This is a genomic window from Mesorhizobium sp. WSM4833, assembly GCF_055811095.1.
The window spans coordinates 360,656-384,951 of sequence record NZ_JBVVQG010000007.1; the positions used below are offsets into that span (position 1 = coordinate 360,656).

Consider the following 24,296-nt stretch of genomic DNA (forward strand, 5'->3'; position numbering starts at 1 on the left):
GTGCCAATTTGGCGGCCCGGCGGAGAAAAAATATTATGATTATTTTCAGCGAGTTAGCACGGCGCCAGACAGTTCGGCGAAATAGACCGGTGTCGCGGACCCGACAAAAGGCGACAGAACAGGTCGGATAGCGGTCGTCACACGCCACTGGCGACTTCATGAGTTGTCCTGTCCTGGAATGATGGCAGGCCGCCTGACCTTTTTGAACCATGGGCCACCTCTCGATGCAGTCATCTGGGGCGAACGAGGCCTGCTCGATAACGCCTGCCTCGCGGCCCCATTTCGGATGTCCTGCAGATGATCTGCTGAAGGATCGTGTGACTCGCAACGTATCGACGGAGATTCGCTAGCGCGGCCCCTGCCGCAGCGATGGCCATCGATGAAAGCGAGGAATTGGGGCAGGCCGTCGTCGAGACGGTCGGTGACACACGCGTCGCGCCGGCCTTGAGCTGGGCACGGTTGGGCTTACCGCCCAGCTCTCTCACTTACACTGACACAGTTAGCGACGTGTTTGCGCTTGGCCGGCGCGTGCTCATCGGCCCCTACGCTGTACTGCTCATGAATGACTGCCAACTCGTCTCCATTGCACAGATCAAGGCCGCGACCCGGCCGCGCACCGGTGGCAGTAGTTGCGTGAGTTCCTCAATCAGACGCCGGCCTTCCGCGCCAGCAATAAAAGCGATGCGCTCGTCGACCGGCAGAGGGGGAGCGTTGCGGCTGGTCTCGTTGCCCGGCAAGCCTTCGAAGAAAAGTGCGAACCCATAACACGATCATTGCCCCGCGGCGAAGGAGCAAGGCCGACGACCAAGTCTGCCGCCTGAAGGGGGCAAGCCCTACCGCTAATTGTTCAAGATGACCCGCAAACCCCCGGCTATGTCGAACAGGCGGTAAGGCAGGCGCCAGCGGCGGGTCCAGCCTGCGAACTGGCAGGCCATGGCCCGCCCCGGCCGCTGATTAGACAGATGGTGCAGAAGGAGCGGGCCCCGGCTGAAAAGGTAGTGCAGGCCGGCGACAGGCTGGTCAGCTTGTTCGAGTCGCACGGGAGCTAACATTTCACGGACGCGCGACCTCGGTTTGGCAATGTAGTCCCCGCGGGTCTTCAAGTGGAGGCGTTCGTAAGTCCAACGGTGCGCTTTCCATTCTGATCGGCGACCATTGCCCGCAGGAGTGAAACCGAGCCGCCGAACCGCAGTTCGGCGATCGCTTCTGAACCGTAGTACGTGCCTATGCTCATCAATATTTTATAATATTACGTTTAAGGCACACCGATTTTCAATTTTTTGTGACGATCGGTCGGCAATGAACTTGCGGGATCGAGAACACTGTGGCCGTGCGACGGCAAAGGCTACGCGGCGCAAGCTCAAGCCGGCACGAGATCTTACGGCCGCCGGTGCCGGCGAGGAGATCCCGCGGAGCTTCGACGTGGGGGGCTCGACCGTATGCCGACAGCCTTTCGATGCCGGGCAAGGCGCATTTGAGGCGGGACTTGAAGGAGCCGCTCCCAGCCGTTATCGCGGCCGTGCACGCGCTAGGAGGAAGGATTTCCGATCTGGTGCTTTCATCGTTTGAGCATGGCCGAGATGACATGCCGGACAAGGGGAACATGTTGGGCGAACCGAAGCCCGGCATGGCGTACAAGCCGTGCCACCGGTTGCTCGCTCGAGTAGAGGCCGACAAGTATATTAGTAGCATGGTAGAGAGGCGCCGCAGACAGGCGCAGCCACCGTTCGTATCTGTGCAGCACGGCGGGATCGGCAATGTCACGGCCGTCGCGACTTGCAGTTAAGATTGCATCGGCAAGTTGCTTTTGGCTGCTGAGACCGATGTTGAAGCCATGCGCAGTTACCGGATGCATTCCGATAGCAGCGTCCCCGATGAGTGCCGCGCTCGGAGCCTTAAATTTATGCGCCCATGTGGTGACCAGCGGATAAGCGTGGCGGTTGCTTGCCAACCTCATTTTCCCGAGACGGCCTCGGCACCGGTTCGTCAATTCCAAGAGGAACAAATCGTCGTTGTAGGCAAGCAGTCTGTCGGCCTCGCTTGAGGGCAGAGTGAGCAGCAGCGAGGACACTCCCTCCCCGAGAGGCAACATCGCTATCGTTTGATGATGATCGAACCATTCGGTTGCCACCTGGTGATGGGCGCCCTCATGCCGCACCCGGCAGATCAGCATCGACTGGCCAAGCCGATTAATGTCGGCGCCGATGCCGAGCAGATCACGCGTGGGAGACAGGCGCGAATCCGCTGCAACAACAAGCCTGGCGCTCAACTGCATGCCGTCAGAAAGCGTTATCACTGCTCCTTTGTGGCTGGTCGTTGCACGGACAACCGAGTGGCCGCACAGCAGAAGTGGCTCATCACACATCCGAACGACTTTGAACAGCGCATCGCGAATGTGGCAGTTCGGGACCAAAATTCCGAGGGGTTCTCCAGACGCTCTGGGAGCGTCAAAACGCAGTGCGAAAGCGCTCGAACCGTTGAGCACGCGCGCGCCATAAAGCGGCGATTTCTCCGAAGCTGGGATCGTATCCCAAGCGCCGAGCTGGCGAAGGATTCTGACGGAGGCGGAAGTCAGGGCGATTTCGCGGCCATCGAAAGGCGCGTTCGCGAGACGGTCGATCGAGTTCTGTTCAACAACCGCCACCTTGAGTTGGCTTTGGGCGAGCGAAGCGGCAAACGAAAGGCCGACCGGCCCGGCTCCCACGACAACAATATCGAATCTATGGTTAGGGCTGCACATCACCGTCCCGCCATGGGTGGATTGTGCAGGGCAGATTCAGTGACCGGTGCTGTGCGCCGCCTTTGGGCGGCTTCACCGCCCCAAGGCGCAGGACAGAAAAACCCGAAGCATACCATCGGTTCAATCGCGGACGCGCATGATGGACCAGTCATAGTCTCCTCGCAGCCAAGCGTAGGGCCAGCCAGCAAGCGAGGTTCTCACAGTGCCGGCTGTTGACGGGCGAAGCGCCACAATCACGCTGCGCACAGGGTCGGCATCAACCATCGCCGAACGCGTCACCCCAGACCCGGCTCGGCTCATTCTTCGCGGCCCTCTTGATCGAAGGCGCGCATAGGCCTTCGGCCGCGACTCGTCGAAGCAGCAGAGCCGACCGTGAAAAAGCCAAAACCGTCGAGACGGTGACACTGGCGACCAAACTCCCACTGGGCATTCGTTCTCTCTTGAAGGGCCGATAAACCATGGCGATGAGGAGATAGTCCTGATCTGGATCAGCCAAACGCGTTTGAAGGTAGCGCGGCTCCCGTTCCTCTGGTGATCGCGACCTCGCACTCGCAACCGGAACGCCGCCAATTCCGCACGCGAGCAAATCACTGTCTGAGAGAGGCTTTTCACAATCAACGTTAAGTCAGACTTGGGGATTGCAAGCTGCTGAGCCTCCACACCTTGTTCAGAGCATGGCAACTCAACTCGGACAACGGCTTCGTTCAGAGTTCCAGATCGTCATTCTGGTCGATGAGGATCCGCTCGGCGGCGCCGTCGAGATCCTGATATTGACCACTCCTCAAGGCCCACACAACGCCAGACAGCCCCAGCGCGCCAAGAAACAGAGCTACTGGAATGAGGTAGACAAGCGTCGTCACGACGGCTGCGCCGATGCATGAATGCTGGAACGCGCGGCTGTCGAAGAAACTCTCGTCATCCGGTTCGGCGCAAAGCCTTGCAGACGCAACGCGTTCCCAATGACAATCAGTGATGAAGCGGACATGGCGATCGCCGCGATCAATGGCGTGACGTGCCCTAGTATCGCGATCGGTACGGCGACAGCATTGTAGACGATCGCGATGACGATGTTCTGCCGGATCAAGCGTCCTGCCTGACGCGAGACGTCCAGCGCCAGTGGGACCGCTAGGAGGCTTTCGCGCAGAAAAACGAAGTCTGCTGCATTGCGGCCAATGTCGGCGGCAGTGGCTGGCGCGATCGAGACATGCGCAGCGCTCAGCGCCGGCGTGTCGTTGAGCCCGTCGCCAACCATCAGAACCTTGTGCCCGTCTCTCGCCAGACTCTCGATGCGTTCGACCTTGCCGGACGGCAGCAGGCAGGGAACGAAGTCATCGACACCCAGCATTTCTGCAACGTCCCCGCAGGCCCCCGCGGTATCGCCCGACAGCATTTTGACCGACAACCCGGCATCGTTCAATCGCTTGATCGCCGCCGCCGCGTCGGCGCGCAGCGCATCCTCGAAATCGAAGGTCGCGACAATGAACTCGTCTTTTGTCAGGACCGTTCCACCATAGCCATGTTTGCCTTCACCACCGGTCGGGGCCTTCAATCCAGCCCATCCGCGCCGACCCAGCCGCCAGGTGCTTCCCGCGTCGGTGGCTTCTATTCCAAACCCTGCATGCTCGGTGACGGTATCGAATTTGTGCTGCCCGCCAGGAGCGGCAAAACCGGCTATGGCCTTTGAAAACGGATGCCGGGAATGCGCGGCCATGTCTCCCGCGATTGCCAGCATGCCAGAATCAATTGAGCCTGCATTGACCAGCCGGGGCTGGCCGAGCGTGAGCGTTCCGGTCTTGTCGAACACCGCCGTGTCGATTGTCGCCAGGCGTTCCATGGCAGAGCCGTCCTTGACCATGATGCCGTTCTCGAACAGGCGTCGCGCGGCGACCACCTGCACGATCGGCACGGCGAGGCCGAGCGCGCACGGGCATGTGATGATGAGAACAGCGATGGCGATCGTCATCGCCCGGTGCCAGTCCCCGGTCGCCGCCATCCAGCCCAGGAATGTCACGAAGGCGGTGAGATGAACCACGGGCGCGTAGAGTGCCGACACGCGATCAGCGATGCGGCGATAGTCCGAGCGACCGCCCTCGGCGGCTTCCATCAGCCGAACCATTTCGGCGAGGAACGAATCCTTCGCGGCGGCGCTCGCCTCAATCGTCAGCGAGCCAGTAAGATTGAGCACGCCGGCCTGCACGGCTGCGCCCGGCGCCGCGCTTTTCGGCACGCTTTCGCCCGAGGCCAGCGAGCAGTCGAGATCCGAGGCCCCCTGAATGATCTTGCCGTCGACGGGCATCCTTTCACCGGCCGCGATCAGCAATAGCATCCCCGGTTCGATCTCACCGACCGGCAGATAGTCGCGCGCGCCGTCGCCGCGCAGCACCATGGCGCCGCGTGCGGCCAGTTGAGATAGGCCTTTCACCGCGGTGCGGGCACGTTCGCGCATCACGTGATCCAGCGTGCGGCCGATCAAAAGGAAGAACAGCAGTGATACCGACGCGTCGAAATAGGCGTGCTCGCCATGGTTGATCGTCTCGTAAAGACTCATCGCATAAGCGAGCGACACCCCAACCGCGATCGGCACGTCCATGTTCATGCGGCCGTGGCGCAGTGCATTCCAGGCCGAGCGAAAGAAAATGCCGCCGGCGAAGGCGAGCGCCGGGATAGCGATCAATGCGGAGACCCAGTGAAACAGGTCGCGGGTAGCCCCTTCCGCGCCGGACCAGACCGAGACCGAAAGCAGCATGATGTTGCCTGCGGCGAACCCAGCGACAGCAACGGCCCGGATCAGCTCGGCAAGCGTGCTGTCTTTTTCATCGATCTCGGCGGCGAACAGATGCGCCTCGTAGCCCAGACGTCCCAGTGCAGCGACGAAGGGCGGCACCTTGTCCCCACGCCATCGAATCGCGACCCGCTTCGTCGATAGGTTGACACGCGCGCCTTCGACATTATCGAGCTTCCCCAGCGCCGTCTCGATCGTCCGGATGCAGGCTGCGCAATGAACCATCGGCACTGAAAGATCGGTCTGGCGAAGATCGTGGCCAAGCGAGCGGCTCGCGAGCCTGATTTCCTGGCTGGATGGCAGCACCGATGCCGCGCTGCCCAGGTCCAGCGCCATTTCGGCGCCCGGTCCACAACAGCTCATTGCAGCGCTCCATGAGAAATCATAATCCTGCGGACGTCGCGGTACGGTTTATCCAGACCGGCATCAGCGTCGATCTCGACGATCCAGACGCCGTCCTTCGGCGTATGCCGCGCGGCGAATTCCTGGCCGGAGGCGAGGGCGAGCGTGACGGACTTGTCCTCCTTCTCGTAGGCGGGATGACGAAACAGCACCTTGACGCCGTGCAGGGGAACCGGCTTGCCGGCCGCGTCGGAGAGGCTGTAGCGGACTTCACCCCAGGCGATGGTTAGCTTGCCAGTCCAACCGAGCGCAGCCTGGGCGCGGCCCTCCTGCGCCTGCTTGTTGAACTGCTGGCTCGCGACATAGGTGTTTTCGACGACGATGCCGGTCCAGCTGGTGTTGGCGAGCGTCGCCATGGTCAGGTTCACGGCGATCACCACACCGAAAAAGGCAAGGATGATGGCTAGCATGTGCCTGCCAGTAAATTCGCGAGGTTTCTGAGCGTTGGCAGTCATCTGGCAGCCTCTGGCGCGTTGAAAGTGGCAATGTATTCGTTGGACTCGAAGCTGGCTTTGTCCTCGACACGGAAGGTGAAAGTCTGCGCCGGCGCGCGGATCTGGCTCGCCGGCTGACGAATGAAGACCTTCAACGTTTTCAGTCGGTCGGGTTCGATCGGGATGGCTAAGGAACGGCCTGCGGGGATGTCGTCGCCGACGACAACCATGTCAGCGCCTTCAAGGCCCTGCATGGTGACGACGATCGTCCGCGGCTCCGGGATCATGTTGAGCAGCTTGACGGTATAACCATTGCGGATGGAACCATCTGACAGAGTGACGAACTGAGGATTGCGATCATGCAACACGTTCAGTTCGAGCCGGTCGCGAGTCAGCAGCGAATAGAGCAGGCCAAGGCCGATCAGCGACCACAAACCCATGTAAACGTAGGTGCGCGGCCGAAAGATCTTGCGGATGTGAAAGTGCGCCACCTTGTCGGAGAAGGTGCCGCCAGCAATCCTGACGAGCGATGGACTGACTGCGCTGGAGCTGCCTGCGGTCACCAGCATCATGTTGGCGTTGTAGTCGGACAGCGTCGCATAGGCGATCAGCCCGCGCTCCTTGCCGAGCTTGTCCATAACACCGTCGCAGGCGTCGATGCAGAGCGCGCAAGTGATGCATTCGAGCTGCTGGCCATCGCGAATGTCGATCCCCATCGGGCAGACCGCCACGCAGGCATTGCAGTCGACACAGTCCCCGACAGGCTGGCCTGCGGCCAGAACCTTCTTGGCGTGTCGCGAACGCGGTTCACCACGCCAGTCGTTGTAGGTGACCGTGAGTGAGTTCTCGTCGAGCATCGCCGCCTGGATGCGCGGCCATGGGCACATATAGGTGCAGACCTGTTCGCGCATCAGGCCGCCGAACGTATAGGTGGTCGCGGTCAACACGGCGATCGTGATGTAGGCGACAGAAGCGGCGGTGCCAGTGAGGAGCTCACCGACAAGCGTCGGCGCATCGGCGAAGTAGAAAATCCAAGCGCCGCCGGTCGCCGCGCCTATGACCAGCCAGATCGCATGCTTCGATACGCGCAGCATCAGCTTGCGCGCGGTCCAGGGGCCCGCATCGAGTTTCATGCGGACGTTGCGGTCGCCCTCGATCGCGCGTTCGACGACAAGGAACAGATCGACCCACACCGTCTGAGGACACGCATAGCCGCACCAGGCACGCCCGACAGTCGAGGTAATCAGGAGAAGTCCAACGCCGGCCATGACCAGAAGACCAGCCACATAGTAGAATTCCTGCGGCCATATCTCGATGAAGAAGAAGTAGAAGCGCCGGTTGGCGAGATCGAGGAGCACGGCCTGGTCTGGGGCAAATGGGCCGCGATCCCAACGCAGCCACGGCGTCATGTAGTAGATGCCAAGGGTGATCGCCATCACCAGCCATTTGAATCGGCGAAAGCTGCCTGAGGCGCGCTTGGGGAAGATTTTCTTGCGTCTGGCATAATGCGGCCGGCGCGGATTGGGGGAATTCATGGCCGAGGCTTCGAGCCGTCCTATTCGCGTACTACTGCGCACGTGCGTCTCCACTCCCAGCCGATATCAGAAGCGTGCCGCATTGATGATGCGCGCAGCCGAAATGGTGTCGAGGCCCGGCTCGCGCCGGGCCTCGTCGCTTGGCAGGGGGAGGCCGAGAATAGGGCTTTCCTTCCTATTCTCCGCCGCCAAGCGAATGGACATAGACCGCAAGTTCCTTGACTTTGATGCCACCGATACGGCCGACCCAGGCCGGCATGACTCCCTGTTTCGGTGCACGGACCTGGGCGGCGATGGCTGCCTCGCCGGATCCATGGAGCCAGATCGCATCGGTCAGGTCGGGCGCGCCGAGCTCCTTGTTGCCCTTTGCATTGTCGCCATGACAGCCCACACAATTTTCAGCAAAGACCTTGGCGCCGGGCTCGATCAGACTTGCGTCCTGGACCTTGCCGGAAAGGCTGGCGACGTAGGCGCTGACCTGAGCAATCTGGTCAGCGGTTATGATGTCGCCAAAGGCAGGCATTTCCGACATGCGCGTGTCAGGATCGGACGCGAAGCGGATGCCGTGCGTAATTGTCTGCTGGATCTGCTCGGCCTTGCCGCCCCACAGCCAGTCGTCGTCGTTGAGATTGGGAAAGCCCTTGGAACCTTGGGCGCCGGAGCCATGGCATTGGACGCAATTGATCTTGAAGGCAGCGCTACCGGCGGCAATGGCGAATTCGCGCAGGGCATCATCCGAGATGATTTCCCCGACACTTTTCGACTCCACCGCCGCGAGGTATTTGCCCTTCGCTGCCTCCGCATCCGCCAGCTCGTGCTTGACGTCATTGCGGCTCGAATAGCCGAGAACACCCGTCGTCGCCGAGTGCAGCAGCGGCCATGCCGGATAGGCGATCGTGTAGCCGATGGCCCAGACAATGGTGACGTAAAAGGTCACGACCCACCAACGCGGAAGGGGGTTGTTCAGCTCCCGGATGCCGTCCCATTCGTGGCCGGTCGTTGGGACCCCAGAGACTTCATCGATATGCTCCTCGCTCATGATCACCCGTCCTGAAGCGGAATTAGGGCAGCTTCGTCGGCCAGCGCGCGGCTTCCGGGGCGGAGCGCGAAGACAGTCGACCCCGCAAAGAAAAGCGCCATGGCAAGCAGACCCCAGCTATCCGCAAACTCCCGCATCAAATTATAATCCATGGAAAACACTCCTCAGCGGTAGCCGGCGGCTTCGTCGTAATTCTTGAAATCCACCAGCGTGCCCAGCATCTGCAAATAGGCGACGAGGGCATCCATTTCGGTGACCTGTTGCGGATTGCCGTCGAAGTCACCGATCTTGGCTTTGGGATAGCGTTTCTCGAGGCCGGAGGTGTCGGCATTCGGGTCAGCCTGCGCTTTCAGATCGGCGTTGGCGTGGGCAATCCTGTCATCCGAATAGGGGACACCAACGCGCGCATTCGCAACCAGATGCGTCGAGAAGTCCTTCACATCGATCTCCGCGTCCTTCAGGAAGGCATAGCTCGGCATGATCGATTCCGGCACCACGGAACGTGGATCCGAAAGATGCGCGACATGCCATGCATTGGAGTAGCGGTCACCGACCCGGGCGAGATCCGGCCCGGTGCGCTTCGATCCCCATTGGAAGGGGTGGTCGTACATCGACTCCGCAGCCAGACTGTAGTGGCCGTAACGCTCGACCTCGTCGCGGAACGGCCTGATCATCTGGCTGTGGCAGACATAGCAGCCCTCGCGCACATAGATATTGCGCCCAACGAGCTCGAGCGGCGAGTAGGGACGCATGCCTTCCACCTTCTCGATCGTGTTGTCGAGATAGAAGAGCGGTGCGATCTCGACGATGCCGCCGACCGTCACCACAAGAAGGGAGCCTACGAGAAGAAGGGTGGCGTTCTTCTCGATAATGGCATGTTTGTCCATCAAGCCCATCGGTTTGACTCCGTGGCAGGCTGCAGGACAGGCGCGGCACCCGACATCGGCCTCTCCTCACGCTGGTGGCCGAGGATGGTCATGGCGATGTTCCAGGCCATGATCAGGGCGCCGGAGAGGTACATGGCGCCGCCGATGGCGCGCATCACATAGTAGGGGTGCATGGCGGCGAGGGTTTCGGCGAAGGAGTAGACCAGGAAGCCCTGCTCGTCGTATTCGCGCCACATCAGGCCCTGCATGATGCCGGACACCCACATAACCGCGGCATAGACGACGATGCCGAGTGTCGCCAGCCAGAAGTGCCAGGTAACCAGCCGCAGCGAATAGAGCCGTTGACGGTTCCAGAGCTTCGGCACCATGTAGTAGATCGCGCCGAAAGAAATCATGCCAACCCAGCCGAGCGCGCCGGAGTGCACGTGACCGATGGTCCAGTCGGTATAATGCGACAGCGAGTTGACCGCCTTGATAGCCATCACCGGACCTTCGAAGGTCGACATGCCGTAGAAGGCGATGGCCATCGCCATCATGCGGATGATCGGATCGGTGCGCAGCTTGTCCCAGGCGCCGGATAGCGTCATCAAGCCATTGATCATGCCGCCCCATGACGGCATCCACAGCATGATCGAGAACACCATGCCGAGCGTCTGCGCCCAGTCTGGCAGAGAAGTGAAATGCAGGTGGTGCGGCCCGGCCCAGATGTAAAGGAAGATCAGTGCCCAGAAATGGATGATCGACAGCCGGTAGGAATAGACTGGCCGGTTCGCCTGCTTGGGCACGAAATAATACATCATGCCGAGGAAGCCGGCGGTCAGGAAGAAGCCCACCGCATTGTGGCCGTACCACCATTGCGTCAGCGCGTCCTGGACGCCGGAAAAGGCGGAGTAACTCTTGGAGCCGAGGAATGAGGCCGGCATCGACAGGTTGTTGATCACGTGCAGCATCGCGATGGTCACTATGAAGGACAAATAGAACCAGTTGGCGACGTAGATGTGCGGTTCCTTGCGCTTCAGGATGGTGCCAAGGAACAGGATGAGGTAGGCGACCCAGACGATGGTCAGCAAGATATCGACATACCATTCGGGTTCGGCGTATTCGCGGCTTTCGGTGATGCCGAGCAGATAACCAGTCGCCGCCATGACGATGAAAAGCTGGTAGCCCCAGAACACGAACCAGGCGAGATCGCCGCCGAAGAGGCGGGCGCGGCAGGTGCGCTGCACGACATACAATGATGTGCACAAGAGCGCGTTGCCGCCGAAGGCGAAGACGACCCCTGAGGTATGCAGCGGCCGCAAGCGGCCGAAATTGAACCAGGGCTGGATGTTGAGATCGGGGTAGGCCAGCTGCAGCGCGATCACGACGCCGACCAGCATGCCGACAACACCCCAGAACATCGTGGCGATGGCGCCGTAGCGGATCGGACCGTCCATGTAAGCTGATGGGTCAATCGGAGGTGCCGGCTTGAACTCCGTGTTGCGCATCAAGATCCCGGTGAAGGCAGTAAGGGCAAAAAACAGCACCCACATGTGCTTGCGGAAAGGTCCGTCGATGCCGAAGCCGGCAGCTACCAGGGCTGCAAAAGCAAACATGCCCACCACGACGATCGCTGTCCCGAATTTCATCGCAAATCCTGATCCCGAATCGGGCGGACGCCAAATCCGCTGTGCATCAATTGCGCAACTGCCCTCTGCTCGCCCTGATCCATGTCAGGCGCCAGGTTTGTTCGGTAGAATCGAATTCGCGCAAATCAGAAGGTGGCATACAGAGGAGCGCGCGACGGCCCTGCCCCGCTCACGACAAGTGGATTGAAGTCGAGCGGACGGTGAGGCGGGCCATATGTCGAGACCCTCCGCGACTTTGGAAGTACTGCTGCTAACGTCGCTTGGAACGGCTCGCAAATGGCGATATCGCCATTACCACAGGGGGTAAGAGGACCTCAACGATCAATGCTTCACCGCGAGCGGGACACTCATGGCGGGTGGCTAGGTTATTCGATAAGGGTCGCGGATGCTTTCGTGTCCATGCTACCGGGGGCTCGAAGGCTGTAGCGATACATTGCGTTCGAACGCAGCATGTCCTGCCGCGGCTTCGGAGTTGGCGCAGACCTTGCCGCTTGGGGTTATTCAAACTGCCGCGGCCTTCGGCCGCCGCAACGCTGCTCCAGCCGGTCGACGCTCTCCACCATCACATGGCGTTTGTTCTCGATCCGGATCACGCCTTCAGCTCGCAATCGAGTCAGCTGCCGGCTCACCGTCTCATTCGTCAGTCCAAGGAAATCAGAGATGTCAGCACGAGTCAGTGGCAGATCGAAGGACGCCGAGCTGGCAGTCGGATTAACACCGGAATCGATATTCAGGGCGATCATGAGGAGAAAACTCGCCACCTTTTCCGATGCCGTCTTGCGGCCGAGCGTCACCATCCATTCGCGTGCTGCGTCAAGTTCGTCCAGCGCCTGCTTAAGCAGGCGATGCTCGAGTTCCGGCGAATCCTTCATCATCCGTTCGAGGGCTGGCTTGGGGAACGAACACAGCGTGACAACTGTTGCCGCTTCCGCACTGATCTCGCTTTCCACCTTGAAGGGGCGCCCCAGAAAATCCGGTGCAAACTGGAGAGCTACGATCTGCTGGCGCCCGTCCGAAAGACTCTTGGTCAACTTCACCACGCCTGAAAGCACATTCGAATAGCTGCCCACGGCCTCGCAGTCGCCGATCAGTTCGACTCCCGGCTCGATCTTGTGCCGCGACGAAGTCTTGGCGAGCCAAACCAAACGGTCTGGATCGAGAGCACCGCAAATGCCACGACGCCTTCCCTCGCAAGAGCGGCAAAGAACGGGAATGCCGGAACTGTGAATGTCTTGCCGTAATGTCATGCGCTCGCTCTACCCTTTCCCAAGCACCGACAGGATAGCCATCCAGGTAGAAAAATCCTTGCGGCAGTTTGTCCGAGCTGCACTTGATCGAAATCAGGGCGTTGGCCGGCCAACCAGTCAACAGTTGCAGCGATGCAAACTGGTGACCACGACATGCAGTCGAAAGTAGCTGCCCGGATTGTCGAAAACGTCCCTCGCTACACCAGCTATCCGACGGCACCCCATTTCCACGAGGGCGTCGATGCTGCGGCTTATCGTGGCTGGCTGGAGGCGCTCGGCGGGGACGATGAGGTATCGCTCTACGTGCACATCCCTTATTGCGACAAACTTTGCTGGTTCTGTGCATGCCACACAAAGCAGACACGCCACTACGAACCGGTGACCAGATATCTGAGATCATTGCATGCGGAGATCGCCACCGTCTCAAATCTCGCCGGAGGCAAGGGCCGGGTGCGTGCCGTCCATTTCGGTGGCGGTTCGCCGACGATGCTCAAACCGAAGGATATGGTGGCGCTGGGAGCAGTTCTGCGCACTAGCTTCACATTTCTTCCCGGCGCGAAGATCAGCGTCGAAATCGAACCCAACGATATGGACGAAGCCCGCCTCGACGCGCTTGCCGAAATCGGCATGACGAGGGCGAGCCTCGGCGTGCAGGATTTCGATCCGAAGGTGCAAAAGGCTATCAATCGCGAGCAGACCTTCTTGCAGACTAAAACAGTTGTCGACGGCGTTCGGTCCCGCGGCGTCGAATCGGTCAACCTGGACCTGCTCTACGGCTTGCCGCACCAGACCAGGGAAAGAGTCCTGTCCACAGTCATGCAGGCGCTGACGTTGGAGCCGGAGCGGATCGCGCTTTTTGGCTACGCGCATGTGCCATGGTTCAAGAAACATCAGACCATGATCGACGAGGCTTGGTTGCCAGGCCCGGAGGAGCGGCTTGCCCAATCGCAACTGGCAGCACGCGCCATCCTCGAGCACGGATATGAAGCAATCGGGTTCGACCATTTCGCCAAACCCAACGATTCGCTGGCCCAGGCCGCGCGCGCCGGGACTTTGCGTCGCAACTTTCAGGGCTATACCGAGGATCGCTGCGAGACCTTAATCGGCCTCGGCCCGTCGTCCATCAGCCAATTCCGGCAAGGCTACGTCCAGAACATGCCTTCAACGGCCGAATATGGCCGCATGGTGGATCAGGGTGGGTTGGCTTCGGTCCGCGGAATTGTTTTTTCCAACGACGACCGCGCTCGCGGCTGGATCATCGAGCGGCTGATGTGCGATTTCGGCTTCTCGGCAGTCGATTTGGTAGAACGCTTCGGCAAATGCGGCCAGAACCTCCTTCTCCGGTCGAGTACCGTGGCCCTCGACAACCCCGTCCGATTGCTTGAACTCGATGGCGACCGTTTCGTCGTGCCGGTGGAAAGTCGTCCCTTCGTCAGAAGCGTCGCTGCGAAGTTCGACAAATATCTCGAAAGCGGAAAGGCCAGGCACTCGGTGGCAGTTTGAGCAGAGAGTGCGTCGCAAACCACGCAGGTCCATCTTAGGTGGCCTATTGGCCATGCCACGATGTTGTCGGCGTACCCCTCTTGTCGATGACAAGCACGCAGGCATAAATCGGATCGGAAAACCTAAGGTGACGCGCTGCATCCACGCACCACGCTGCCGCCTGAATGGTTGTCTTCCCGGTCGAGATCGGCCGCCGCATGATGGCGATGGACCATCGCTTGGCGACAGCTCGGCCTCATGTGGCTGGCCCCGCCGAGCGGGCGGTGCGCCACCATTGCACTTGACCAACTCTCTGCTCCGGTCATTTGGAATCTGAGGCTGGCTGAGACCGCGACTTGTCCGGGATGCCGGCCGTCGCCAGACCTTCTTTTCTGGCCTTGGCAAACGCTCGGTCGCCTTCCAGAAATCCCGCCAGCATGAAAGGGATGAGTTCCGCCACCGTTTCAGACTCGCCGTAGGTCTGACGATAGAGCGCAGCATACGCATTGAGTTCTTGGCTCAACTCCGCGCTCACGGTGATGGTGATCTTCAAAGGCGTTCGATCTGGAAGCTTACCAAGTTTCAAATTGGCCATAATCACTCCCGTTCAACTTTGTACGGCCGCAGCAAAAGGTCCTTGTGCACGATGACGCGCAGCGGCCAGCCTGGCCGGATAGTGATGGTGGGCTGAACATTGAGATTCTTCTCAATTATGCGCTGGCCGGCTCGACTAACATTCTGCTGGGCGGATTCGCGGATCGCCTTGACCAGATCGCTTTCATTGTCTCCGAGGCTCAATTCGGTGCCCACGCCAAGCAAGGTCGCAAGCGCGACCCCCCTGATCAGCTGCCAGGTGTGGAAATCCACCTTGTCCTCAAGCCCTGCATATCCGGCGCTGTCTGTTGACGGCAGATTGTCGATTTCGATCGAGGAACCGTCCGGCAGGATTATTCGCTGCCAGACCAGCAATGCGCGCCTTTGCCCAAACGCCACCACGCTGTCATAGGTGCCGATCAGCCGTGAACCTTGTGGAATGAGCAAGATGCTGCCCGTGACTGTGTCTTGAACATTTTCTGTGACCTGCGCGACGATGAGGCCGGGTAGGTCGGAATTGATGCCGGTGATGAGGCTTGCCGCGATCACGCTGCCGGCCATCAGCTGGTAGGGTGAAGCAGACGTCTGCAGCGCATGCGGATTGTAGATCCCGCTTGTGCTCCGCTGACTGACAAAATCCAGCTTGCGCTGTTGGTTGTTCTGATCGCCCTCGGCTGGAGCAACGGAAGCCGACGCGCCTGTCGCTCCGGGTTGGGGAAGCGCTTCAGGCCGCTGCTGTACACTCTCCGCGCCGCCGGCGAGATCTGTCGGTCTCGGTCGATTGTCGATCCGGAACAACACTTGCGACTCGCGCGCTTCGATCGCCTGCTGGGCAAGGCGTTGATCCTCGGCTGAGACCTCCTGTCCCGGCGCGATGCCGAGCTGGCGCTGCCGCTCGAGGATGGGGCGGCCGAGATCACCGGGTAGCGGCGGCCCAAGCACCGGGGCCTTAGACTTGACGCCGGAATAATCCCTGGGCAGCCCGTCGAGTCCCTCGGCGGTGGGCTTGTGGTCAGGATGGTAGAGGTCTTCCGCATGCCCTTTGAATCGCAATGCCGGTCCCTGAAGCGCAATCATCATGACGCCCAAAATGGCACCGCATCCGGCGGCAGCGATCGCGACAATTACACCTCGCCTGAAGCGCACAGCCGCGCGGGGTGAGGCGCGCAGCTGGAGCTGGTCGGGATCAAGTTTCGGCGGCGCATTGGAGTGGGACGTATCGGTCATGAGCCTTGTCCCCTCACCTGCCAAAACCGGCAAACAGTGGCATCCGACGCGGCAATTGCCGACCGTCAATCCTTGTGATGCGCACGACCTGCTGCGGCTTGGCGCCGAGGCGCAGTTCGGCCGCGGCGAACAGGCGATCGACGATGTAGTAGTTGCCGCGCATGCGGTAGTTGACCAGCTGATTGCCGCCGCCAGCACCGACGATGAAGAGCGGCGGCGCCTCGCCCTGATCGATGCGGCGCGGGAATTCGATATAGACCTTGCTGCCGTCGTCAAAGGCCCGTGTCGGTCTCCAGGGCGGTGTGTCGCCGGCTATTGAATAGCGGAATCGGATATTTTCGAGCGCAACATTCGACGCGACCGGCGTAGCAGCCTCGGCCTGAACGTTACGCTGACGTAGAGCGACAATCTGGTCTTCGCTGTAAGTCCAAGAGATGGCCGCCATTGCGGTCTTCTCCGTGCTTTGAAGCTGCAAGTGATAGGTGCGTCGATCCGTGGTGATCACCAGATTTGTGGTAAGCTCGGGCGCAAACGGCTTCACCAAGACGTGGGTGCGCTGACTGTCACCGGTGCCACTGACGGTATCGCCTATGACCCAGCGGACCGTGTCTCCAGCGGACACGGCTGTCAGCTTCTCGCCCGGCTGCAGAGCGATATCGGTGACGCGCTCCGGCGCGGCAAGGAGCTGATAAAGAGCCCCGTCGGTGAAGGGATAGATCTGGACGGCGTTGACATAGCCATACCTGGTTGGCTGCCGGGTTGCGGCCTTGTTGGCATCGGCAACGCGTTCTTCAGGTGAGCGCTTGTCTTCGGCGACCTTGACCGGGTCAGGCTGCAACTGGCCGGGGAGCGGTAGCGGCTTTGGCACCTCGACGATCTTGACCGGTTGCTCCGGCGGCTTCTTGATCGACGCGGCTTTGAAGTCGGCCGCGTCATAGGAAATCTCGGGCGGTGGCACCGGCTTGGATGCGCAGGCCGACAGCACCGCGGCTGAGGCCGACAGGATCAGCGCGGCACGGAGCGATGGGGCTCTATTTGTCATTGGCGGGCTCCTTGGGGGAAAGGGATGACGGCGCGGCGCTGTCGAGCTCGCGCGACCAATCGATGGCGTTGATGAAGACGCCGAGCGGATTCTTGCGCAGTTGGTCCGTATTGCTTGGCGGCCGGATCATGACTGTGAGGATCGCCGTCCAGCGGGTCGTGCTGGCAAGGCTGCCGCGCTCAAATACCTGCTCGGTCCATTTGACCTGGAACGAGCTGTCGGAAGCCCGCACCACGCTGGTCACTTGGACGGACACGCTGCGCGTGCCGATCTGACCGAAAGGGTCGTTCGCCTTGGCATATTCGTTGAGAAAGTGCGCGGCGCGGTCGGTGGCAAAGTCATAGGCCGCCAACCAGTTCTGCCGCACCAACACCGGATCGGTGGAAACGGAACGGATATTCTGGATGAAGCGGCCAAGATGCCATGCGATCTGGGCATCCGTTGGCTCGTAGTCCTGGATTGCCGGGGCTACGGCGCGCGCCTCGCCGAAGCGGTCGACCTCGACGACGTATGGCACAACCCGGCTCTGCATGGACTGCCAAATGAGCCCGCCCGAGAGCCCGGTTGCCAACGCCAGGCAGCCAAGAGCCATCAGCCGCCAATTGCGGGCCTGCACCCGCGATGAGCCGATGCGCTCATCCCACATGTGGCCCGCCCTCTGGTACGGTGTAGTGGGCTCGGGTGTCTTGCCGTAGCGTTGAACAGATCGCCTGAAGAGCATCTAGTCGTCCTTGTCGTTGAGAGAGGGATTGGCGCTACCGCCCGGTCTGTCACCATCACGCACGGCCTGTATGGCGGCGTGGCGGTGGGCTCGCGCAGACTGCTGGGAACGCAGGCGCCTGGCCCAGCCAGGGGCCGCATCGGCGGTCGAACCCACAGCACTTTCAGTCATCGACGCGAAAGACGACCCACCGGTCGCGGTCCATGCGGCTTGGCGCCCGGCATCGGCGCTGCGCCCGAAGGTTCCCGCGGCAGATCGTGCCGCTCGCATCGCGGCGCCACTGGCGGCACCTGCCACGCCCTGCATCCCAGCAGCCACACCGGACAGGCCGGAGTCAGGCGAGGTTGCACGCCCCAACTGCCATGCTGAGGAAGCTGCCGAACCGATGGTCGTGCCGGCTCGAATTGCGGCAAGTCCGCCATCAGCTGCCACGCGCGCGCCAGCGACCGCGGCACCTCCGGCAACGAGTGATGCACCGGCAGCGGCCGCGACCGTACCCAGTGCGGCGCCCGCACCAAGCTGCGGGGCGCCGGAGACGAGACCGGATGCTATTCCGGGTCCGAAAATGCCTAGCCCAAGAAGCGCCAGCGCGCCCAACACCTGCGACATGGCTGCGGCCAAATCCGGCTCCTTGCCTTGCAGCGCGGAAGCGAACTCACCGAACAGTGTGGACCCGATACCGACGATGACGCCAAGCACCATCACCTTGATGCCCGACGAGATCACGTTGCCGAGCACACGCTCGGCCAGAAACGCCGACCGATTCCAGAGTGCGAAAGGCACCAGAACGAATCCGGCGAGAGTGGTGAGCTTGAACTCCAGAATGGTGATGAAGAGCTGGATGGAAAGAATGAAGAAGGCGATGATGACCAGGAACCAGGCCACGAGCAGCACGAAAATGGTGAGCGCGTTGCCGAAGATTTCAGGAAAGCCAAGAAGCTGGCTCGCCTGATCAAGCAGCGGCCAGGCGCCCTCAAAGCCTGTGGCGGCAATACGTCCAGGCCGCAGGAGATTGTCGGGGGAAAGATTGTCGGCAGAAGCGTTGATGCCCAGCCCGGCAAAGGAGCGGTATATAATGTCGGCGAGGTTCTTGAAATTGTTCAGGATGAAAGCGAAGACGCCGACATAGAGCACCTTGCGGATGAGGCGGCCCAGAATGCTGGGCTCGCCGGCGAATGCCCAAGCGAGCCCGGCTAACGTGATGTCGATGCCGATTAGCGTCGTGGTGAGGAAGGCGACATCGCCCGACAGCAGACCGAACCCGCTGTCGATATAGCGGATGAAAGTCTCCATGAAGCGATCGATGACCCCGAGGTCGTTCATTCCGCCTTTCCCCTCGTGAAAGAACTGGTGATCAGTTGGCGGGATAGGCCGTGCCGGTGCCGAGGAACCGCTTTGTCGTCTGGCGGGCGGCTTCTTCGGACTGCGCCTTGCGAGCCGCATCCTCCGCCTCAGCGCGAAACTGCGTCGCGAGCAGCGTCTGGATCTGCATCTGCTGCTTGGTTGACAGCGCGATCAGTTGGTTGGTGGCCTGGCTTGCCTCAAGCGCACCAGCAGCACCCTGGCTGCGGTTGACGAGATCAGCAAGCAGGTCGCGATCGCCGCGGACGTTCTCGAGGATCTGCGACTGGACACCCATCGTCTGCCGGAACGCCTGCATGGCACTCTGCCAGCGCTCGCGCGCTGCGGTTGCCACATCGCTGACCTTGATCGTGGCGTCGTAGCTTTCGGGATATTGATTGCGCCACTGGTCCTGCAGCTTGCCCAGATCAAAACTCAGGCCACTCGCCTGGTCCATGAGGCCGTCGATCCTCTGCAGCGAGCCGGTGAGCTGGCCCACCGAAGAAAAATCCAACCTCTGAAGGTTGCGCGCCATATTCTGCAGCATGGTCGCCTGGTTCTGGAGCGACTGGATCTGGTTGTTGATCTGCTCTAGCGAGCGCGCCGCCGTCAGCACATTCTGGGTATAGTTTGACGGATCGAAGACAATGAGGGCATAGGCTGGCTGGACATAGTCGGCCATCGGTTTGGCGATCAGGGAAAGGGTGATCAGGCCGGAAAGGAAACGGCGCCGCATCATGACGATTGCTCCATGTCTGGTTGAGGGAATTGGCGGAGAAGCTCGGCGGCCCAATCGAGCCCGCGGGCACTCACGAAATGATAGGGAAAGCCGTCCTGTCCATGCTCTGACAGGATCCTGTCGATCAGGGTCTGGCTGGCCGGATCGGAGGCGCCGCATAGTGCAAGCGCGATGGGACCCAAGCCCAGATCGAACAGACGATTGCCGCGGCGCGATTGCAGATAGTAGTGCCGCTTCGGCGTGGCGCGCGCGACCAGTTCGATCTGCCGCTCGTTCAAGCCGAAACGCTCGTAGGCTTCCCGTGCCTGCGGTTCCACGGCACGATCATTGGGAAGAAAAATGCGCTGTGGGCAGCTCTCGATGATAGCCGGTGCGATTGCAGAACCAGCGATGTCGGCCAGTGACTGCGTGGCGAAAATGACGGAGACGTTCTTCTTGCGCAGTACCTTCAGCCATTCGCGTAGGCGGGCGGCAAAGAGCGGGTTGTCGAGATAGAGCCAAGCCTCGTCGAGCATGAGCAAGGTCGGTCGCCCATCGAACCGCGCTTCGAGCCGATGGAAAAGATAGGTGAGCACCGGCAGCACAGCACCTTGGGTCTGCATCAGCTCTTCGGTCTCGAAGCACTGCACATCCGACAAGGCCAGCCGATCGTCATCCGCGTCGAGCAACTGGCCGAAGGGGCCGTCGAGCGTGTAGGGCATCAAAGCAGACTTCAGCGCCTTGGACTGAAGCAAGAGCGACAGGCCGGTGAGTGTGCGTTCCTGTGTCGGCGCGGTTGCAAGACTGGTGAGTGCCGACCAGATTGCCTCTTTCGCCTCTGGGGTGACTGTGACGTTCTCATGAGCGATGAGTCCGGCGATCCATTCGGCCGCCCAGCTGCGGATGGCCGGATCGTCAATCCTGCGCAGCGGCTGGAAGGCAAGCGCACCGTGCGCACGCAGCGCGTGGTGCTCTCCACCCATGGCAAGCGTGGCGGCGCGGGCCGAATTGCCTTTGTCGAAGACATAGACCTGCGCGCCGGCATAGCGTCGGAACTGCAGTGCGAAGAGGGCGACGAGAACCGACTTGCCGGCACCAGTCGGTCCCACGATCAGCATGTGGCCGACATCGTCGACGTGGGTGGAGAGCCGGAACGGTGTCGACCCGCTGGTTGAGGCGAAGAGAAGCGGCGAGGCCTCTGCCTGGGTTACCTTGGCTAGATGCTCGTTCGCCGCCGGGCCGGCCCACGCCGAGGAAAGCGGCATCAAGTGGGCGAGGTTCAATGTGTGAACGAGCGGCTGGCGGACATTCGCGTAAACATGGCCGGGCAACGAGCCGAGCCAGGCCTCGACCGCATTCACGCCTTCACGGATCGTGGCGAAGCCGAGGCCGTTGACGACGCGCTCGACCGCGCGAAGTTTCTCCGCGGCGGCTTGATGGTCCTCGTCCCATACCGTCACTGTCGTCGTCAGATAGCCGAACCCGACATGATCGCCGCCTAAGGCCTGGAGTGCGCCGTCGGCATCGAGCGCCTTGTTTTCGGCGTCGCTGTCGACGAGGGGGACAGGTTCACTGGTCACCACCTCGCGCAGGATGGCTGCGATCGACTTGCGCTTGGCAAACCACTGCCGCCGCAACCGCGTCAGCGTCTTGGTGGCCTCCGTCTTGTCGAGCGGAATGAAGCGTGTCATCCAGCGATAGGCGAAATCCTGATGGTTGAGCGCGTCGAGAATTCCGGGCCGTGTGACATTCGGAAAACCGAGAATGGTGAGCGTGCGCAGATGTTGGTCGCCAAGCATCGGCTCCAATCCGCCAGTAAGCGGCGCATCGACCAGGATGCCGTCGAGATAGACCGGCGTTTCCGGCACGGCGACTGGATGGCGGCTGGTCGAGATCGTGCCGTGGAGGTAAGTCAGCGTCTCGGCATCATCGAGTGCGCGTATTTCGGGCATCAAGCCCGACAGGAGATCCTGCACGCGGCCGGTCTCGTCCCGGTACCGCGCCAGTTCCTGGCGCCACTCTCTCTCGCCTTGTGAATGATGCGAGTCGACGAGAGCGCTTTGCGCCCGCGCCTGGCTATCCGGCGGCGGCATGAACGCCAGCGTCAGGTGGTAGCGGCTCTCGTAGTGCGCGACCTTGCCTTGAAAGGCCGCGCGCCGTTCTTCGTCGACCAACCATGACGCGGCGTCGGGGAAGCGCGAGTCTGGATAGCCCAGCGCCTCGATGCGCTCGGCCTCGAAGAACAATGCCCAGCCAGAGCCGAGGCGTCTGAGCGCATTGTTGGCTCGCGCGCAGATGCCGATGAGTTCGGCTTCTGTTGCACTCTCGAGATCAGGGCCGCGGAATGCAAATGTGCGCTGGAAGCTGCCGTCCTTGTTGAGCACGATGCCTGGTGCTATCAGTGCGGCCCAAGGCAGATGATCGGCAAGCCGGTCGGCCTTGCCCCGATATTCCGAAAGATTCAGCATGCAAGCCACCCCCTCAGGCGAAGGTGGCGGACGAGCACGCCGGCGAAGTCCGGGTCGCGGCGGGCCGCGAAGACAGCCACAGTGTGCCCGCAGATCCACAGCACCAGTCCGGCAATCCACTGCTGCAAGCCAAGCCCGATCGCCGCGGCAACGGTGCCATTGAGGATCGCCACCGCTCGCGGCGCGCCGCCGAGCAGGATCGGTTCGGTCAGTGCCCGGTGAACCGGAACCTCGAAGCCTTCTATGTGCTCTCCGGCCAGCATCAGACGAGTGCCCCGCCGCCAAAGGAGAAGAAGGAGAGGAAGAAGCTCGATGCGGCAAAGGCGATCGACAGACCGAAGACAATCTGGATGAGCCGACGGAACCCACCTGCCGTGTCGCCAAAGGCGAGTGTCAGGCCGGTGGTGATGATGATGATGACCGCGATGATCTTGGCGACCGGACCCTGCACCGATTCCAAGATTTGCTGCAGCGGCTGCTCCCAAGGCATGCCGGAGCCGGCGGCGTATGCCGGAAAAGTGAGAAGAAAAGCGAGCGCGGTGGCCCAGAGAAAGCGAAGCTTCTTGCGCATGAAATGACCTTTCAGAGTTGCTGGAGTTGCGGAAGCGTGAGCTGCGTGACGGCGTAGTCGCCACTGCCATCGAGGCCAGTGACCTCGGCGATCGCCTCGATGCGGCGTGAGGATCCGCGGCCAGCGATGAAGACGATCAGATCTATCGCCTCGGCGATGAGCCGGCGGGGAACGGTGACCACGGCTTCCTGTGCGAGCTGCTCGATGCGGTAGAGGGCAGACCGCGCCGAGTTGGCATGAACCGTGGCGATGCCGCCTGGGTGACCGGTGTTCCATGCCTTCAGCATGTCGAGCGCTTCGGCGCCTCTGATCTCGCCGACGATAATGCGATCGGGTCTGAGGCGCAGTGTCGAACGCACGAGATCGGCGAGCGTGACCGAACCCCGCCTCGTCCTCAGGGCAACGCAGTCTTTTGCTGCGCATTGAAGTTCGCGCGTATCCTCGATCAGGATCACCCGCTCGTCGCAGTCGGCGACTACCGCCAGCAGCGCATTGGCAAGGGTTGTCTTGCCCGAGGACGTGCCGCCTGCGATCAGGATGTTGCGCCGCTCGCGGACGGCTCCCTTCAACGCATCGGCCTGCAGCGGCAGCATGACGCGGTCGGCGACATAATCGGCCAGGGTGTAGAGTTTTGCGGCAGGCTTACGAATAGCAAAGCACGGCGCCAACACCACGGGTGGCAGCAGGCCTTCGAATCGCTCGCCCGACGGCAGTTCGGCGCTGACGATCGGACTATCCGCATGCGCTTCGGCGCGCACATGGGAAGCGACGAGGCGGACGATGCGCTCCGCCTCGGTAGGATGGATGTGCACGCCTGTGTCGACCAGGCCTTCTCCGAGCCGATCGAGCCGCAGTGCTCCGTCGGGATTGACCATCACCTCGATGATCAATGGATCGGAGAGCGCTGTGGTGATCGCCGGACCCATGGCGGTTCGCAGCATGGCGCTGCGGCGGTGGTCGGCTTCCGGATGAGAGTTCACCGTTCCCCTCCCACGTCATTGTCTTTGCCAAGCGATCGTTTTCCGGAAGCGATCTGCCGACCCACCTGCTCGACAAATTTGTCGAAGCGCTCCTGGCCAACGGCCTGCGTTGCCCTGTCCGGGACCGGCGTGTGGGCGTGAAGCGTGATCGAAAAGCGGATGAAGAGCGCCAGGCTCTCCAGCATCATCTCGACGTCGCGCCTGACATAAGCGAGGTCGCGAGAAAGACGGTCGAGCCGTACGCCGTAGCGTTTGTCGAGCTCATTCTCGCCACGGCGCTCGATGAAGGCTTCTACCGCCTTCGCGACAATCGCCGATTTGGTGGTCGAAGGATCACGACTGAGTTTGTCCAGCTTCTCGCTCAGCTCAAACTCAAGCAGAAACTGGTGACGAATGCGGCGGGGCTTCATGTGGCTTGTTCCAGCTGCCAGCGCCGGCGCGCCGGCGACGGGAACAAG

The 24,296-nt window shown here is 61.3% G+C and carries 22 protein-coding genes; 1 reads left to right on the top strand and 21 read right to left on the bottom strand.

The features are described from left to right. Positions 1-1,558: 1,558 nt before the first annotated feature. From ubiM to AC0L2D_RS16965, 10 genes are all read right to left on the bottom strand, one after another. Positions 1,559-2,740, bottom strand: a complete 1,182-nt coding sequence (ubiM, locus tag AC0L2D_RS16920) for a 5-demethoxyubiquinol-8 5-hydroxylase UbiM (protein WP_473541598.1) — start codon at positions 2,738-2,740, stop codon at positions 1,559-1,561. 704 nt (positions 2,741-3,444) lie between these two features. Further along, positions 3,445-3,600: a cbb3-type cytochrome oxidase assembly protein CcoS gene (gene ccoS, locus AC0L2D_RS16925; RefSeq protein ID WP_473541599.1), complete on the bottom strand. Its 156-nt coding sequence runs from the start codon at positions 3,598-3,600 to the stop codon at positions 3,445-3,447. Next, positions 3,597-5,885 carry a cation-translocating P-type ATPase gene (locus tag AC0L2D_RS16930; protein WP_473541600.1) on the bottom strand — a complete coding sequence of 763 codons (2,289 nt, stop codon included), beginning with the start codon at positions 5,883-5,885 and terminating at the stop codon, positions 3,597-3,599. The genes ccoS and AC0L2D_RS16930 overlap by 4 nt, the downstream gene beginning before the upstream one ends. After that, positions 5,882-6,379: a FixH family protein gene (locus tag AC0L2D_RS16935; protein ID WP_473541601.1), complete on the bottom strand. Its 498-nt coding sequence runs from the start codon at positions 6,377-6,379 to the stop codon at positions 5,882-5,884. The genes AC0L2D_RS16930 and AC0L2D_RS16935 overlap by 4 nt, the downstream gene beginning before the upstream one ends. Next, positions 6,376-7,893: a cytochrome c oxidase accessory protein CcoG gene (gene ccoG, locus AC0L2D_RS16940; protein ID WP_473541602.1), complete on the bottom strand. Its 1,518-nt coding sequence runs from the start codon at positions 7,891-7,893 to the stop codon at positions 6,376-6,378. Before ccoG ends, AC0L2D_RS16935 begins: the two co-directional genes overlap by 4 nt. A 175-nt stretch (positions 7,894-8,068) precedes the next feature. After that, the gene (gene ccoP / locus AC0L2D_RS16945; protein ID WP_473541603.1) at positions 8,069-8,932 is read right to left on the bottom strand and encodes a cytochrome-c oxidase, cbb3-type subunit III; all 864 of its coding nucleotides are present in this window, start codon (positions 8,930-8,932) and stop codon (positions 8,069-8,071) included. Between the two features lie 2 nt (positions 8,933-8,934). Continuing rightward, positions 8,935-9,084, bottom strand: coding sequence for a cbb3-type cytochrome c oxidase subunit 3 (locus AC0L2D_RS16950; protein ID WP_473541604.1), 150 nt, complete (start codon positions 9,082-9,084; stop codon positions 8,935-8,937). A 12-nt stretch (positions 9,085-9,096) separates the two neighbouring features. Further along, entirely contained in the window at positions 9,097-9,828 is a 732-nt protein-coding gene (ccoO, locus tag AC0L2D_RS16955; RefSeq protein WP_473541605.1) for a cytochrome-c oxidase, cbb3-type subunit II, read from the bottom strand. Next, a complete protein-coding gene (gene ccoN, locus AC0L2D_RS16960; protein ID WP_473541606.1) occupies positions 9,819-11,447 on the bottom strand; it encodes a cytochrome-c oxidase, cbb3-type subunit I in 1,629 nt (542 codons plus the stop codon). The genes ccoO and ccoN overlap by 10 nt, the downstream gene beginning before the upstream one ends. Positions 11,448-11,944: 497 nt before the next feature. Continuing rightward, positions 11,945-12,694: a Crp/Fnr family transcriptional regulator gene (locus AC0L2D_RS16965; protein WP_473541607.1), complete on the bottom strand. Its 750-nt coding sequence runs from the start codon at positions 12,692-12,694 to the stop codon at positions 11,945-11,947. 153 nt (positions 12,695-12,847) lie between these two features. On the opposite strand from AC0L2D_RS16965, the gene hemN reads away from it, so the two are divergent. After that, the gene (gene hemN, locus AC0L2D_RS16970) at positions 12,848-14,197 is read left to right on the top strand and encodes an oxygen-independent coproporphyrinogen III oxidase (protein ID WP_473541608.1); all 1,350 of its coding nucleotides are present in this window, start codon (positions 12,848-12,850) and stop codon (positions 14,195-14,197) included. Positions 14,198-14,498: 301 nt separating this feature from the next. Here the strand turns inward: hemN and AC0L2D_RS16975 are convergent, their stop codons facing one another. The 11 genes from AC0L2D_RS16975 to AC0L2D_RS17025 are packed head-to-tail and all read right to left on the bottom strand — an operon-like array spanning position 14,499 to position 24,248. Continuing rightward, positions 14,499-14,771, bottom strand: a complete 273-nt coding sequence (locus tag AC0L2D_RS16975) for a DUF2274 domain-containing protein (protein WP_473541609.1) — start codon at positions 14,769-14,771, stop codon at positions 14,499-14,501. 2 nt (positions 14,772-14,773) lie between these two features. Continuing rightward, complete coding sequence (locus tag AC0L2D_RS16980; protein ID WP_473541610.1) at positions 14,774-15,997, bottom strand: TraB/TrbI/VirB10 family type IV secretion system protein; 1,224 nt, start codon at positions 15,995-15,997, stop codon at positions 14,774-14,776. Positions 15,998-16,010: 13 nt separating this feature from the next. After that, positions 16,011-17,039, bottom strand: coding sequence for a P-type conjugative transfer protein TrbG (gene trbG / locus AC0L2D_RS16985; protein ID WP_473541611.1), 1,029 nt, complete (start codon positions 17,037-17,039; stop codon positions 16,011-16,013). Beyond that, positions 17,029-17,760, bottom strand: coding sequence for a conjugal transfer protein TrbF (gene trbF / locus AC0L2D_RS16990; protein WP_473541612.1), 732 nt, complete (start codon positions 17,758-17,760; stop codon positions 17,029-17,031). Before trbF ends, trbG begins: the two co-directional genes overlap by 11 nt. Then, a complete protein-coding gene (trbL, locus tag AC0L2D_RS16995) occupies positions 17,761-19,083 on the bottom strand; it encodes a P-type conjugative transfer protein TrbL (RefSeq protein ID WP_473541613.1) in 1,323 nt (440 codons plus the stop codon). 31 nt (positions 19,084-19,114) lie between these two features. Further along, a complete protein-coding gene (gene trbJ / locus AC0L2D_RS17000) occupies positions 19,115-19,840 on the bottom strand; it encodes a P-type conjugative transfer protein TrbJ (protein ID WP_473541614.1) in 726 nt (241 codons plus the stop codon). Next, positions 19,837-22,287, bottom strand: coding sequence for a conjugal transfer protein TrbE (gene trbE, locus AC0L2D_RS17005; RefSeq protein ID WP_473541615.1), 2,451 nt, complete (start codon positions 22,285-22,287; stop codon positions 19,837-19,839). Before trbE ends, trbJ begins: the two co-directional genes overlap by 4 nt. Continuing rightward, a complete protein-coding gene (locus tag AC0L2D_RS17010) occupies positions 22,281-22,550 on the bottom strand; it encodes a VirB3 family type IV secretion system protein (protein WP_027164072.1) in 270 nt (89 codons plus the stop codon). The genes trbE and AC0L2D_RS17010 overlap by 7 nt, the downstream gene beginning before the upstream one ends. Then, entirely contained in the window at positions 22,550-22,858 is a 309-nt protein-coding gene (locus AC0L2D_RS17015; RefSeq protein ID WP_027164073.1) for a TrbC/VirB2 family type IV secretion system protein, read from the bottom strand. Before AC0L2D_RS17015 ends, AC0L2D_RS17010 begins: the two co-directional genes overlap by 1 nt. An 11-nt stretch (positions 22,859-22,869) precedes the next feature. Further along, complete coding sequence (trbB, locus tag AC0L2D_RS17020) at positions 22,870-23,838, bottom strand: P-type conjugative transfer ATPase TrbB (RefSeq protein WP_473541616.1); 969 nt, start codon at positions 23,836-23,838, stop codon at positions 22,870-22,872. Further along, positions 23,835-24,248, bottom strand: coding sequence for a CopG family transcriptional regulator (locus AC0L2D_RS17025; RefSeq protein ID WP_473541634.1), 414 nt, complete (start codon positions 24,246-24,248; stop codon positions 23,835-23,837). The genes trbB and AC0L2D_RS17025 overlap by 4 nt, the downstream gene beginning before the upstream one ends. Positions 24,249-24,296 lie beyond the last annotated feature (48 nt).

Excerpts from the sequence above, each read along its gene's own strand:
- ubiM (WP_473541598.1), bottom strand. The coding sequence starts at position 2,740 with ATGTGCAGCCCTAACCATAGATTCGATATTGTTGTCGTGGGAGCCGGG.
- AC0L2D_RS16930 (WP_473541600.1), bottom strand. The coding sequence starts at position 5,885 with ATGAGCTGTTGTGGACCGGGCGCCGAAATGGCGCTGGACCTGGGCAGC.
- AC0L2D_RS16935 (WP_473541601.1), bottom strand. The coding sequence starts at position 6,379 with ATGACTGCCAACGCTCAGAAACCTCGCGAATTTACTGGCAGGCACATG.
- ccoG (WP_473541602.1), bottom strand. The coding sequence starts at position 7,893 with ATGAATTCCCCCAATCCGCGCCGGCCGCATTATGCCAGACGCAAGAAA.
- ccoP (WP_473541603.1), bottom strand. The coding sequence starts at position 8,932 with ATGAGCGAGGAGCATATCGATGAAGTCTCTGGGGTCCCAACGACCGGC.
- AC0L2D_RS16950 (WP_473541604.1), bottom strand. The coding sequence starts at position 9,084 with ATGGATTATAATTTGATGCGGGAGTTTGCGGATAGCTGGGGTCTGCTT.
- ccoO (WP_473541605.1), bottom strand. The coding sequence starts at position 9,828 with ATGGGCTTGATGGACAAACATGCCATTATCGAGAAGAACGCCACCCTT.
- ccoN (WP_473541606.1), bottom strand. The coding sequence starts at position 11,447 with ATGAAATTCGGGACAGCGATCGTCGTGGTGGGCATGTTTGCTTTTGCA.
- AC0L2D_RS16965 (WP_473541607.1), bottom strand. The coding sequence starts at position 12,694 with ATGACATTACGGCAAGACATTCACAGTTCCGGCATTCCCGTTCTTTGC.
- hemN (WP_473541608.1), top strand. The coding sequence starts at position 12,848 with ATGCAGTCGAAAGTAGCTGCCCGGATTGTCGAAAACGTCCCTCGCTAC.
- AC0L2D_RS16975 (WP_473541609.1), bottom strand. The coding sequence starts at position 14,771 with ATGGCCAATTTGAAACTTGGTAAGCTTCCAGATCGAACGCCTTTGAAG.
- AC0L2D_RS16980 (WP_473541610.1), bottom strand. The coding sequence starts at position 15,997 with ATGACCGATACGTCCCACTCCAATGCGCCGCCGAAACTTGATCCCGAC.
- trbG (WP_473541611.1), bottom strand. The coding sequence starts at position 17,039 with ATGACAAATAGAGCCCCATCGCTCCGTGCCGCGCTGATCCTGTCGGCC.
- trbF (WP_473541612.1), bottom strand. The coding sequence starts at position 17,760 with ATGCTCTTCAGGCGATCTGTTCAACGCTACGGCAAGACACCCGAGCCC.
- trbL (WP_473541613.1), bottom strand. The coding sequence starts at position 19,083 with ATGAACGACCTCGGGGTCATCGATCGCTTCATGGAGACTTTCATCCGC.
- trbJ (WP_473541614.1), bottom strand. The coding sequence starts at position 19,840 with ATGATGCGGCGCCGTTTCCTTTCCGGCCTGATCACCCTTTCCCTGATC.
- trbE (WP_473541615.1), bottom strand. The coding sequence starts at position 22,287 with ATGCTGAATCTTTCGGAATATCGGGGCAAGGCCGACCGGCTTGCCGAT.
- AC0L2D_RS17010 (WP_027164072.1), bottom strand. The coding sequence starts at position 22,550 with ATGCTGGCCGGAGAGCACATAGAAGGCTTCGAGGTTCCGGTTCACCGG.
- AC0L2D_RS17015 (WP_027164073.1), bottom strand. The coding sequence starts at position 22,858 with ATGCGCAAGAAGCTTCGCTTTCTCTGGGCCACCGCGCTCGCTTTTCTT.
- AC0L2D_RS17025 (WP_473541634.1), bottom strand. The coding sequence starts at position 24,248 with ATGAAGCCCCGCCGCATTCGTCACCAGTTTCTGCTTGAGTTTGAGCTG.